General features: G+C 70.7%; 11 protein-coding genes and 1 tRNA gene. 11 read left to right on the top strand and 1 reads right to left on the bottom strand.

Annotated elements, in window-relative coordinates; all coding sequences use genetic code 11:
- Positions 1 to 148 precede the first annotated feature (148 nt).
- Entirely contained in the window at positions 149 to 481 is a 333-nt protein-coding gene (locus tag J2X41_RS00345; protein WP_310078738.1) for a hypothetical protein, read from the top strand.
- A 105-nt stretch (positions 482 to 586) separates the two neighbouring features.
- Here J2X41_RS00345 and J2X41_RS00340 read toward each other — a convergent pair.
- Positions 587 to 676: transfer RNA gene (locus J2X41_RS00340), tRNA-Ser, on the bottom strand.
- Between the two features lie 140 nt (positions 677 to 816).
- Here J2X41_RS00340 and J2X41_RS00335 point away from each other — a divergent pair.
- The 10 genes from J2X41_RS00335 to J2X41_RS00290 all read left to right on the top strand — a co-directional run bounded on the left by J2X41_RS00335 (position 817) and on the right by J2X41_RS00290 (position 12530).
- Positions 817 to 1824 (top strand): septal ring lytic transglycosylase RlpA family protein, encoded by a 1008-nt coding sequence (locus J2X41_RS00335; protein ID WP_310079832.1) that lies wholly within the window; start codon positions 817 to 819, stop codon positions 1822 to 1824.
- A 53-nt stretch (positions 1825 to 1877) separates the two neighbouring features.
- The gene (tmk, locus tag J2X41_RS00330; RefSeq protein WP_310078736.1) at positions 1878 to 2504 is read left to right on the top strand and encodes a dTMP kinase; all 627 of its coding nucleotides are present in this window, start codon (positions 1878 to 1880) and stop codon (positions 2502 to 2504) included.
- Positions 2505 to 2507: 3 nt separating this feature from the next.
- Positions 2508 to 3512, top strand: a complete 1005-nt coding sequence (locus tag J2X41_RS00325; protein ID WP_310078735.1) for a DNA polymerase III subunit delta' — start codon at positions 2508 to 2510, stop codon at positions 3510 to 3512.
- Positions 3513 to 3516: 4 nt separating this feature from the next.
- Complete coding sequence (locus tag J2X41_RS00320) at positions 3517 to 4296, top strand: TatD family hydrolase (RefSeq protein ID WP_310078734.1); 780 nt, start codon at positions 3517 to 3519, stop codon at positions 4294 to 4296.
- Positions 4293 to 5096, top strand: coding sequence for an MBL fold metallo-hydrolase (locus J2X41_RS00315; protein ID WP_310078733.1), 804 nt, complete (start codon positions 4293 to 4295; stop codon positions 5094 to 5096). The genes J2X41_RS00320 and J2X41_RS00315 overlap by 4 nt, the downstream gene beginning before the upstream one ends.
- Before the next feature lie 198 nt (positions 5097 to 5294).
- Positions 5295 to 5387, top strand: coding sequence for a potassium-transporting ATPase subunit F (locus tag J2X41_RS00310; protein WP_310078732.1), 93 nt, complete (start codon positions 5295 to 5297; stop codon positions 5385 to 5387).
- Positions 5388 to 5400: 13 nt separating this feature from the next.
- Positions 5401 to 7113: a potassium-transporting ATPase subunit KdpA gene (gene kdpA / locus J2X41_RS00305; RefSeq protein ID WP_310078731.1), complete on the top strand. Its 1713-nt coding sequence runs from the start codon at positions 5401 to 5403 to the stop codon at positions 7111 to 7113.
- 18 nt (positions 7114 to 7131) lie between these two features.
- Positions 7132 to 9216: a potassium-transporting ATPase subunit KdpB gene (gene kdpB, locus J2X41_RS00300; protein ID WP_310078730.1), complete on the top strand. Its 2085-nt coding sequence runs from the start codon at positions 7132 to 7134 to the stop codon at positions 9214 to 9216.
- A gap of 42 nt (positions 9217 to 9258) precedes the next feature.
- Entirely contained in the window at positions 9259 to 9852 is a 594-nt protein-coding gene (gene kdpC, locus J2X41_RS00295; RefSeq protein WP_310079831.1) for a potassium-transporting ATPase subunit KdpC, read from the top strand.
- Positions 9852 to 12530, top strand: a complete 2679-nt coding sequence (locus tag J2X41_RS00290) for a sensor histidine kinase KdpD (RefSeq protein WP_310078729.1) — start codon at positions 9852 to 9854, stop codon at positions 12528 to 12530. The genes kdpC and J2X41_RS00290 overlap by 1 nt, the downstream gene beginning before the upstream one ends.
- The last annotated feature ends 4 nt before the right edge of the window (positions 12531 to 12534 follow it).

The raw sequence follows: 12534 nt of genomic DNA, 5'->3' as shown, positions 1-12534 counted from the left end.
AGCCGCTATAGCGACTTTGGCTGCGAAACGATGGGAAGCGGCAGATGCTGATTGCGTCGCCCATCTCGCATCCGGTTGCCGAACGCGACGTGATTCACCGGCTGCGCCAGCTTGACGAAAACAGTAAACTAGGAAGAGTTCTTCAGCCGTGAAGAAGCCTCCACGCTCCTACGTCATGTTGCAAACAAAGACGATCATCATCGCTGTCATCACTTTGGTCATCGGCTTCGCGGGCGGTTTCGCCCTGCGCCCGGTCATCGCGCCGACGCAGCAAGCTGCCGTTGTCCGTCCATCGCCTATGGCTCTGGCGGCAAGCGAGGCGCGGGGCACGCAGTATTTCGTGGCGCATATCGACGAGGCGCGGCGGGTCGTGGACGGATGCCGCGACGGCTCCGTGCGCGGAGGCGAATGCGCTACGGCCGAGGAAGCGATCATCAAGGTCGATGCCGCTGAACGCACCAAGCGCTTCCTCGGCAACTGACTCCAGCGGAGCGCTCGGGCTATCGCGCTACGCCAGTCGCGCCCGGCATCGCCCGCGTGCCGTGTGGGACCGATGGCGGACGGCGCGCCCACTGTTGTTCTGATCTGGCGGGCAGGGTGGGATTCGAACCCACGGTGGATTTTCACCCACGGCGGTTTTCAAGACCGCTGCCTTAAACCACTCGGCCACCTGCCCGGAGCAGGGGCCTATATCAGCGGTCGCGCGGCCGCTCCAGTCGATTCCGGCGCGTTTGGCCGCACCTTTGGTTAACCGGACGTCAAGCCTCCTGAACGACCCTGACCGGCGAGATGCAGTGTTCGGGAGCCGGCGTGGTCATGGAAAGCGAGACGCAAGGCGCGTTGCGTCTGCTGCGCGGCGTCGCCGTGGCGGCCCTGGGTTGCGCCGGCCTGGCCGCCTGCGCCACGCCGATGCCGACCCGGCTGCCGCCGACGGCCTCGTCGCAACCGACGGCCAGACCCTATTCGGGACCGCCCGCCCCGGGCTCGACCGCGGGCCTGCGCGGCACCGAAAAGCCCTACCAAATCAGAGGGATCTGGTACTATCCCAAGGCCGATCGCGACTATGACGAGAAGGGGATCGGCTCGTGGTACGGCGAGCAGTTCCACAACCGGCGCACGGCCAATGGCGAGATCTTCGACATGGACGTGCCCTCGGCGGCCCACAAGACCCTGCCGCTGCCCAGCATCGTCGAGGTCACCAACCTAGACAACGGCCGCAAGCTGCAGGTTCGGGTCAATGATCGCGGGCCGTTCGTCGACGGTCGCATCATCGACCTGTCGAAAGCCGCCGCCGAGCAGTTGGGCTATGGCCGGGCAGGCGTGGCCCATGTCCGCGTCCGCTACGTCGGTCCGGCCGGCAAGACCCCCTTCGACCAGCCGCGGATGATTGCCTCGACCCCGCCGCCCGCTGAGCCACGCGCCGCGCCGCCGCCCAAGGCCCGCGTCTACGCGACCGGCCTGCCGCCGGCCCAACCGGCCTACGCCGCGCCGCCGCCGCCCAAGGCCGCCGACCCGGACTATGTCCCGTACGCGTCGCCAGCGCCGGCGCCACTGGTACCGGCCGAGCCAGCGCCCGTCCTCGCCAGCGCCGGCCCAAGCGCCTATCGCGTCCAGGCCGGGTCGTTCGCCAACCGCGACAACGCCGAGCGGGCCGTGGCCCAGCTGGGCGGGGCGGGGGAGACCTCGATCGAGTCGATCCAGCGCGCCCAGGGCGTGCTCTACCGCGTGGTGGTCCAGGCCGGGCTCGACGAGGCCGAGGCCTTCGGCGTGCGCGACCGCGTCGCCGCCCTGGGCTTTTCCGACGCCACCGTGCTGCGTCCTTAACAGCGTCGCGATCGCCTCTGGACAAGACGGGCGTTACGGCCGATTTGAAGCCCGTGACGCGTGGAACCTTCATCAGTTTCGAGGGCGGCGAGGGGGCTGGAAAGTCCACCCAGATCCGCCGCCTGGCCGAACGCCTGCAGGCGGACGGCGCCGACGTGGTGCTGACCCGCGAGCCGGGCGGCAGCCCGGGCGCCGAGCAGATCCGCGACCTGATCCTGAACGGCGATGTCGACCGCTGGTCGCCGGTCACCGAAACCCTGCTGATGTACGCCGCCCGGCGCGACCACATCGAACGGGTGATCCGCCCGGCCCTGGACCGCGGGGCCATCGTGCTGTGCGACCGCTTCGCCGACAGCACCCGGGCCTATCAGGGGGCGGGCGGTGAGGCGCCGATCGGCCTGATCAAGGCGCTGGAGGAGCAGGTCCTGGGCGGCACGACGCCTGATCTCACCCTGATCTTCGACATCCCGGCCGAGGTCGGTCTGAAGCGCGCCCTGGCCCGGGGCGGCGAGGCGCGCTTCGAGTCCAAGGGGCTGGCCTTCCACCAGCGCCTGGGCGAGGCCTTCCTCGAAATCGCCCGTCGCGAACCCCAACGCTGCGTGGTGATCGAGGCCGACGACGCGATCGACGCGGTCTGGGCCGACGTCTGGGACGCGGTGTCCACCCGGCTGGGCCTGTAGCCCGTGGACGCGCCGCCCCATCCCCGCGACGTGTTCGCCATCGACGGCGTCGAGGCCGCCGAGCTGGCCTTCCTGGACGCCCTGGACCGCGGACGGCTGCACCACGCCTGGCTGCTGACCGGCCCCGAGGGCGTGGGCAAGGCGACCCTGGCCTATCGCATGGCCCGCCGCCTGCTGGGCGCGCGGCCCGATCCGGCGTTCGGCGCCCTGGGCTCGGCGCCCACCGATTTCGTCAGCCGCCAGGTCGCCGCGCGGTCGCACCCCGACCTGATGGTGCTGGAGCGGGCGACCGACGACGGCAAGGCCCGCAAGTCGATCCCGGTCGACGAGGCCCGCCTGCTGCCGGCCTTCTTCGCCAATTCTCCGGCCGTCTCGCCCTACCGGGTGGCGATCATCGACGCGGCCGACGACCTGAACGTCAACGCCGCCAACGCCGTGCTGAAGACCCTGGAGGAGCCGCCGCCGCGCGGGGTGATCCTGTTGGTCAGCCATTCGCCGGGCCGCCTGCTGCCGACCATTCGCTCGCGCTGCCGCCGGCTGGTGGTGCCCGCGCCGGAGCTGTCCAGGGCCGCCGCCATGGTCGAGCAACGGGCCGGGGTCTCGGCCCACGAGGCCGACCGCCTAGCGCGGATGGCCAAGGGCGCGCCGGGCCGCGCCCTGCAGCTGGCCGCCGCCGGGGCGCTGGAAGCCGACGACGCGGCCGGCGAGATTCTGCGCAAGCTGCCCGACCTGGACGAGGGCGCGTTGCTGGCCATGGCCGACACCTTCAAGGGCGCCGAGGGCGCCGCGCGGTTCGAGCTCTTGTTCGATCGCCTGGGCGACCAGATCCACGCCATGGCCACGGGCATGGCCGGCGAGCGCACGCCGGCCGGCCTGGACCGCTGGGTGGCGGCCTGGGAGAAGATCGTCCGCGCCCCGGGCGAGGCCGAGGCCGTAAACCTGGACCGCGCGGACGTGTTCTGGACCGCGATCATGGACTTGCGCGCCGCCGCCCGGGCGGCGATGTGACCGCATGCTCATCGACAGCCACGTAAACTTGCACGCCCATCAGTACGACGAGGACCGCCAGGCCGTGATCGACCGCGCCCGCCAGGCCGGGATCGAGCTGATGGTCACCATCTGCGACAAGATCCCGTCGTTCGACGCCGTCCACGCCATCGCCATGGCCCATGACGACATCTGGTGCACGGTCGGGGCCCATCCGCACGAGGCCAAGGACCATGTGGACCTGACGACCGAGCGGCTGGTCGAACTGGCCGGTCGGCCCAAGGTGATCGGCATCGGCGAGACGGGGCTGGACTTCCATTACGACCTCAGTCCGCGAGACGTGCAGGCGAACGTGTTCCGCGCCCATGTGGCGGCGGCGCGCCAGACCGACCTGCCGCTGGTGGTCCACACCCGCGAGGCCGACGCGGTGATGGGCGACATTCTCGAGGAGGAGCACGCCCGGGGGCCGTTCAAGATCCTGATGCACTGCTACACCAGCGGTCCCGAACTGGCCCGGCGGATGGCGGCGCTGGGGGCGTGGTTCTCGGTTTCGGGGATCGCCACCTTCAAGCAGGCCCAGGCGGTGCGCGACATCATCGCCGACATGCCGGCCGACAAGATCATCCTGGAAACCGACTGCCCGTACCTGGCCCCCGTGCCGATGCGCGGCCGCCGCAACGAGCCGGCCTACCTGCCCCACGTGCTGGACAAGCTGGCTGAGATCCGCGGTTGGACCCGGACTGACGCCGAGGCGCGCACCGAGGACGCCTTCTTCGCCCTGTTCGACGGGATCCCGCGGACATGACCGCCAAGCTGGAGTTCACCATCCTGGGCTCCGGCTCGTCGGGCGGCGTGCCGCGCGCCGACGGCGCCTGGGGCGATTGCGACCCGGCCGAACCGAAGAATCTGCGCACCCGCTGCTCGATGCTGGTGCGGCGGCCGGGCGGCGATCCGGCGACCGACACCACGGTCGTCGTCGACACGGCCCCAGACTTCCGGCTGCAGGCGGTGAGGGCGGGGGTCAGGCGCGTCGACGCCTGCCTGTTCACCCATGATCACGCCGACCAAGCCCACGGGATCGACGATCTGCGAGCCTTCTTCCTGAACCATCGCCGGCGCGTGCCCACCTATATGGACGCCTATACGACGGAGAGCCTGGGGCGACGGTTCGGCTACATCTTCGAGAGCCACGGCGGCTATCCGGCCATCTGCGACGCCCATCCCATTCCGCCGCACGGCCAGCCCTGGACCGTGGACGGGCCCAGCGGCGCGATCCCGGTGACCACCTTCGACGTCGACCATGGCGAGATCCGCGCCGTCGGCTACCGCTTCGGCGACGTCGCCTACACGCCCGACGCCATCGGCTTTCCCGAGGAGAGCTGGGCGGCCCTGAGCGACCTGGACGTCTGGGTGGTGGACGCCCTGCGCTGGACGCCGCACCCGACCCACGCCCATGTGGGCCTGGCCCTGGACTGGATCGCCCGCGCCAAGCCGCGCCGCGCCATCCTGACCAACCTGCATATCGACCTGGATTTCAACGCCTTGGCTGCGAAACTTCCGCCCGGGGTCGAGCCGGCCTATGACGGGATGCGGTTCGAGGCCTGAGATCTCGGGCGCGGCGCGTTCCGCCTTTACGCTCCCCTTACGCCGATCCGCGCCATGGCGAATGGAGCCCTTACGCTCCCCCGTGGTCCTCTCCAGCCAAGTTAGCTGGAGGCCAAGGATGGCTGATCTGATCTTCCTGGCGGCGGGCGGCGGGCTATTCCTGGCCTTCGCCGCCTTCGCCGCCGCCCTGAGGCGCGTGTGACCATGCTGGTGAACGTGCTGTGGGCCACCGGGGCGCTCGTCGTCGCGGCGTACATGGTCGTGGCCCTGCTGCGACCCGACAAGTTCTGACGGAACCCATCTCATGAATTGGCAAGGCTGGGCGGAAATCGCCCTGACGCTGGGCCTGGCGGTCGCGATCGGCTGGCCGCTGGGCGTTTACATGTCGCGGGTCTGGAACGGCGAGCGCACTTGGCTGGACCCGGTGTTGCGTCCGGTCGAGGCCGTCTTCTACAAGGCCTGCGGCGTCGATCCGGCCAAGAGCCAGAGCTGGTACGGCTATGCCGGCGCGCTGCTGGCCTTCAACCTGGTCGGCTTCCTGCTGGTCTACGCGGTGCTGCGCCTGCAGGGCGTGCTGCCGCTGAACCCGCAAGGCTTCCCCGGGCTCTCCGGGCACCTGTCGTTCAACACCGCGATCAGCTTCGTCACCAACACCAACTGGCAGAGCTATGCCGGCGAGTCGACGATGTCGACGCTGAGCCAGATGCTGGTGCTGACCACCCAGAACTTCGTCTCGGCCGCCACCGGCGCGACGGTCGCCGCCGCCCTGGCCCGCGCCTTCGTCGCCAATCGCGGCGAGGGGGTCGGCAACTTCTGGGCCGACCTGGTGCGCACCACGCTCTATGTGCTGCTGCCGCTGTCGTTCCTGCTGGCCGTGACCCTGGTCGCCCTGGGCCTGCCCCAGACCCTGGCCGCGGGCGTCACAGCCCACACCCTGGAAGGCGTCGACCAGAAGATCTCGCTCTACGCCGTGGCCTCGCAGGAGGCCATCAAGATGCTGGGCATCAACGGCGGCGGGATCTTCAACGCCAACTCGGCCCACCCGTTCGAGAACCCCACGCCGCTGACCAACCTGATCACGGCGGTCTCGATCGACGTTCTGGGCTGGGCCGCCTTCTTCGCTTTCGGCCGTAGCGTCTTGGCCAAGAAGGACATTCGGGCCCTAGTGGTAGCGGGCATGGTCCTGCTGTCGGCCGGCGCGGCGACGATCTACGTCACCGAGACGCAGAGCGCGCCGGCCCTGGTCGCCGCCCATGTCGACGCCTCGGTCAATATGGAAGGCAAGGAGACCCGCTTCGGCGCGCCGGCCACCGCCGCCTGGGTCGCCATGACCACCGGGGCCTCGAACGGCTCGGTCAACGGCATGCATTCCAGCCTGATGCCGCTGGGCGGCGGCATGGCGATGTTCCTGATGCACCTGGGCGAGATCCTGCCCGGCGGCATCGGCTCGGGCATCGCCGTCATGGTCGTCATGGCCGTGCTGTCGGTGTTCGTCGCCGGCCTGATGGTGGGCCGCACCCCCGAATATCTCGGCAAGAAGATCGAGGCCCGAGAGGTGCAGTTATCGATCCTGGCCGTGGTGGCCATCCCGGTCTCGACCCTGGGCTTCTCGGCCGTCGCGGCGATCCTGCCCGAGGCGCTGAAGGGCCTGATGCATGCCGGTCCGCACGGCCTGTCGGAGATCCTCTACGCCTACACCTCGGCCACGGCCAATAACGGCTCGGCCTTCGCCGGCCTGACCGCCAACGCCCCCTGGTGGGACGCGACCCTGGGCGTGGCCATGGCCATGGGCCGGTTCATGCCGATCATCGCCGTCCTGGCCATGGCCGGTTCGCTGGCCGCCAAGCCCAAGCTTGCCCCGTCGGCCGGGACCCTGCCCACCGACGGCGGCCTGTTCATCGGCCTGCTGGTCGGGGTGATCCTGATCCTGGGCGGCCTGCAGTTCTTCCCCGCATTGGCGCTGGGTCCGATCGTCGAGCACTTCCAGGTGCTCGCCGCGGTCGCCCACGCGTCCTGATCGCAAAGGCGATTGAAGATGACGACCCTTCAAACCCCCTTGGACGAGCCCCAGACCGGGGAGGGCCGGCGCAAGGCCAGCGCCCTGACCGGCGGCCTGTCCGCGGCCATCCTGACCCGCGCGACCAAGGACGCCTTCGTCAAGCTGGACCCGCGCAAGCTGACCGGCAATCCGGTGATCTTCGCCACCTGGATCGTGGCCCTGTTGTCGACGGTCTCGGCTGTCGCAGCGCTGGCGAACCACCAGGCGGCCGGTTTCGCGGTCCAGGTGGCCGCCTGGCTGTGGGCCACGGTGCTGTTCGCCAACCTGGCCGAGAGCGTCGCCGAAGGGCGGGGCAAGGCCGCCGCCGACAGTCTGCGCGCCACCCGCGTGACCACGAACGCCAAGCTGATCATCGATGACAAGACCGGCACGATCATCCCGACCGCCGCCCACAAGCTGGTCCCCGGCGAGGTGATCCTGGTCGAGGCCGGCGACGTCATCCCGACCGACGGCGAGATCATCGAGGGCATGGCCAGCGTCAACGAGGCGGCCATCACCGGCGAGAGCGCGCCGGTCATCCGCGAGAGCGGCGGCGACCGCTCGGCCGTCACCGGCGGCACCACCGTGGTGTCGGACTGGATCAAGGTGCGGGTCACCGCCTCGCCAGGCGGCACGTTCCTGGACCGCATGATCGCCATGGTCGAGGGCGCGGACCGTCGCAAGACGCCCAACGAGATCGCCCTGGCGGTGCTGCTGGCCGGCCTGACCCTGATCTTCCTGATCGCCGTGGTCACCCTGCTGGGCCTGGGCCAGTTCTCGGGCGTGGCCCTGGACCCGCTGGTGCTGGGGGCGCTGTTCATCACGCTCATTCCGACGACGATCGGCGGGCTGCTGTCGGCGGTCGGCATCGCCGGCATGGACCGGCTGATGAAGCACAATGTCCTGGCCACCTCGGGCCGGGCCGTGGAGGCGGCGGGCGACGTCGACACCCTGCTGCTGGACAAGACCGGCACCATCACGTTCGGCAACCGCATGGCCACCGAGGTGATCGCCGCGCCGGGCGTGCGTCCCGACGCCGCCCTGCGCGCCGCCGTCAGCGCCTCCCTGGCCGACGAGACGCCCGAAGGCCGCTCGATCGTCGAGCTGGGCCGCAGCCAGGGGATCGTCATCGAAGCGCCGGTCGGCGCAACCTCGATCGCCTTCAGCGCCACGACCCGCCAGTCGGGCCTCGACGCGGACGGGATGTCTTGGCGCAAGGGGGCGGTGGACGCCGTCTACCGGTCGCTGGCCCTGGATCCCAGGCAGGTCCCTGGCGAGGTGACGGCCGCCGTCGACCGCATCGCCCGCTCGGGCGGCACGCCGCTGGCGGTCAGCGAGAACGGGGTGCTGGTCGGGGTCATCCACCTGAAAGACGTGGTCAAGCCCAACGTCAAGGAACGCTTCGCCGACCTGCGCCGCATGGGCCTGCGCACGGTGATGATCACCGGCGACAATCCGGTGACCGCCGCCGCCATCGCCTCCGAGGCCGGGGTCGACGACTTCCTGGCCGAGGCCACGCCCGAGGACAAGCTGCGGCTGATCCGCGAGGAACAGGGCAAGGGTCGGCTGGTGGCGATGTGCGGCGACGGGGCCAACGACGCCCCGGCTCTGGCCCAGGCCGACGTCGGGGTGGCCATGCAGACCGGCGCCCAAGCCGCCCGTGAGGCCGGCAACATGGTCGACCTCGACAGCGACCCGACCAAGGTCATCGAGATCGTCGAGGTGGGCAAGCAGATGCTGATCACCCGCGGGGCCCTGACGACCTTCTCGATCGCCAACGACGTGGCCAAGTACTTCGCCATCATCCCGGCGATGTTCGTGGTCGCCCTGCCGGCGCTCGGCGCGCTGAACGTCATGCGTCTGCACAGCCCGCAGAGCGCCATCCTGTCGGCGGTGATCTTCAACGCCCTGGTCATCGTCGCCCTGATTCCGCTGGCCCTGAAAGGCGTTAAATATCGGGCGGTTGGGGCGGGAAAGCTCCTGTCGCGCAACCTGCTGGTCTACGGCCTGGGCGGCCTGGTCGCCCCGTTCGTCGGCATCAAGCTGATCGACCTGATCGTATCCGGCCTCGGCTTGGCCTAAGCTGCAATTCTCGGAGACTCGAAGCTCATGCTCTCCCACCCGATGTTCACGAACGTGAGGCCGGCCCTGGTGTCGATGGGCCTGTTCACGGTCCTGCTGGGCCTGGCCTATCCGCTGGCCGTCACGGGGCTCGCCCAGGTCGCGTTCCCGGCCCAGGCCAACGGCAGCCTGGTGCGCGACGCCCGCGGCGCGGTCGTCGGCTCGGCCCTGATCGGCCAGGCCTTCGCCAAGCCCGGCTACCTGCACCCGCGCCCGTCGGCGGCCGGCCCCGACGGCTATGACGCCTCGGCCTCCAGCGGCTCGAACATGGGTCCGCTGAACGAAGCTCTCGCCAAGCGGATCAAGGCCGACGCCGACGCCCTGCGCGCCGAGAACCCCGGCGCGGCCATCCCCGCCGACGCCGTGACCACCTCCGGCTCGGGCCTGGATCCAGACATCTCGCCTGAGTACGCCCGCTTCCAGGCCCCGCGCATCGCCAGGGCGCGAGGGGCGCCGGTCGCCGCCGTACAGGCGGTGATCGAGAGCCAGGTCCAGGGCCGCTTGTTCGGCTTCGTCGGCCAGCCGCGGGTCAATGTGCTGGCGGTCAACCGGGCGCTGGACGCCCGCTTCGCGGCCCAGCGCAAGAAGGACGGCTAGTGCCGGCTGACGATCCGAAAAGACCCGATCCCGAGGCGCTCCTGGCCGCCGCCGTCAAGGCCGGCCGGGGGCGCCTCAAGGTGTTCCTGGGCATGGCGCCCGGCGTGGGCAAGACCTACGAGATGCTGCGCGCCGCCCGCCGCCGCAAGGCCGACGGTCAGGACGTGCTGGTCGGCCTAGTCGAAACCCACGGCCGGCGCGAGACCGAAAGCCTGCTGCGCGGCATGGACGTGCTGCCACGCAAGCCGATCGACCATCGTGGCCACGTGATGATGGAGTTCGACCTCGACACGGCCCTGGCCCGCCGGCCGGCTCTGCTGCTGGTCGACGAATACGCCCATTCCAACGCCCCGGGCTCGCGCCATCCCAAGCGCTGGCAGGACGTCGAGGAGCTGCTGGCGGCGGGTATCGACGTCTGGACCACCCTGAACGTCCAGCACCTGGAGAGCCTGGTCGACGTCGTCCAGCGCATCACCGGCGTGCGCCAGCGCGAGACCGTGCCCGACAGCGCCCTGTCGCGGGCCGACGCCATCGAACTAATCGACATCACCCCGGAGGAACTGCGCGACCGCCTGGGCGAGGGCAAGGTCTATGTGCCCGAGACCGCGCGCCTGGCGTCCGAGAACTTCTTCAAGGTCGAGAACCTGACGGCCCTGCGCGAACTGGCCCTGCGCCGCGCGGCCCAGACCGTCGACGACCAACTGGTCGCCGCCATGCGCGAGAAGGGGGTCGAGGGGCCCTGGGCGGCCGGCGAGCGGATCCTGGTGCTGGTCGGCGGCGACGCCATGGCCTCGGGCCTGGTGCGGGCCGGGCGGCGGCTGTCGGACATGATGATGGACGCGCCCTGGACGGTGACCCACGTCGACCGCCTGGACCAGCCGGCCAGGGGCCCGGCGGCGGCGGCCCGGCTGCGCGACGCCCTCAAGCTGGCCGAGCAGCTGGGCAGCTCGACCGTGGTGCTCAGCGGGGCCGACATCGTCGCCACGGTGATGGCCTATGCCCGCCGCAACAACGTCACCCAGATCGTCATCGGCAAGTCGGCCGACAGCCGCTGGCGCGAGCTGCTGGGGCGGTCGCTGGCGGCGGCCCTGCTGCGCGAGGCCCGCGGGGCGGCGATCCACGTGGTCACCGAGGCCACCCACGAGGCGGTCGTCGAGGTTCCGCCCCGCCGGCCGAAGGTGGATTGGACGGCCTACCTGCTCGCCGCCGGCTGCGTCGCCGCCGCGACGGTCGTGGCCTGGGGCCTGGACGTGGCCTTCGACCGCGTGGACCTGGGGATGATCTTCCTGGCCGCGGTGCTGGCGGCCGGGGTGCTGCGCGGGCTGCGGCCGGCCCTGGCGGCGGCGACCGTGGCCTTCCTCGTCTACAACTACATGTTCCTGGAGCCGCGCCATTCGTTCGCGATCGGCACGCCGACCGACTTTTTGACCCTGGTGGTCTTCTGGGCCGTGGCCCTGGCGGCCGGCGGGCTGGCGGGACGGGTGCGCGATCAAGGCCGCGACGCCCAGCGGCGAGCCTCGGCGGTCTCGGCCCTGCTGGCCGCCAGCCGCACCTTCTCGGCGGCCGCCGGGCGCGAGGCGGCGGCCAAGGCCCTGGCGGAACAGACGGCGGCGGCGGTCGGGGCCAAGGCCGTGGTGCTGCTGCCGGCCAATGGCGAACTCCAGCCGGCCGCCGGCGCGCCGACCCTGGAAGAGCTGGACGCCGCGCCGATGGCCGCCGCGCGCTGGGCCTGGGAGAAGGGCGAGGCGGCGGGGTTCGGCACCGGCACCTTGCCGCAGACCCGCTGGACCTTCTGGCCGCTGGAAGGCGTGCGTTCGCGGGCCGGGGTGGCCGGCGTCGAGGCCGGGGCCATGGTCGCCGGCTCCGAGGACGAACGGCTGCTGTTAGCCTTGCTGGAGCAGGGAGCCGTGGCTCTGGAGCGCGCCGAACTGGCCACCGAGGCCGTCGAGACCGAGACCCTGCGCCGCGCCGACCGCTTCCGCTCGGCCCTGCTCAATTCGATCAGCCACGACCTACGCACGCCGCTGTCGACGGTGCTGGGCGCTTCCAGCACCCTGATCGACTACGGCAAGGGCATGACGGCGGCGGTGCGCGACGACCTGCTGCTCAGCATCCGCGAGGAGGCCGAGCGGCTGAACCGCTATGTCGGCAACCTGCTGGACATGACCCGGCTGGAGGGCGGGGCGCTGCGGCTGCGCACCGACTGGACCGACGTGCGCGATGTGCTGGGCGCGGCGGCCGCGCGGGTCTCGCGTCGGCTGGAGACCCGGGTGCTGGCCCGCGACTTCCCCGTCGAGCTCAGCCTGGTGCGCGCCGACCCCAGCCTGCTGGAACAGGCCGTGGTCAACATCCTGGAGAACGCCATCGCCTACAGCCAGGACGGCGCCAGGATCGAGATGGCCGCCTACGAGGACCGCTCCAACGTGGTGATCAGCATCGAGGACGAGGGCAGGGGCATACCGACCGCCGAGCTGGAGCAGGTTTTCGAGAAGTTCCGCCGCATGGAGGAGCCCACCGACCGCCACCAGGGCGCGGGCCTGGGCCTGTCGATCTCCAAGGGCTTCGTCGACGCCATGGGCGGGCGGATCGCCGCCGCCAGCCCGATCCACGACGGCAAGGGGACGCGGATCCTGATCAGCCTGCCCAAGGCCATCGCGACTCCGCATCATCTGCTATGACCAA

It is taken from the genome of Caulobacter sp. BE254 (assembly GCF_031457295.1).
Taxonomy (GTDB): Bacteria; Pseudomonadota; Alphaproteobacteria; order Caulobacterales; family Caulobacteraceae; genus Caulobacter.
The sequence above is the reverse complement of the archived record's forward strand: the minus strand, read 5'-3'. Positions and strand labels throughout refer to the sequence as shown.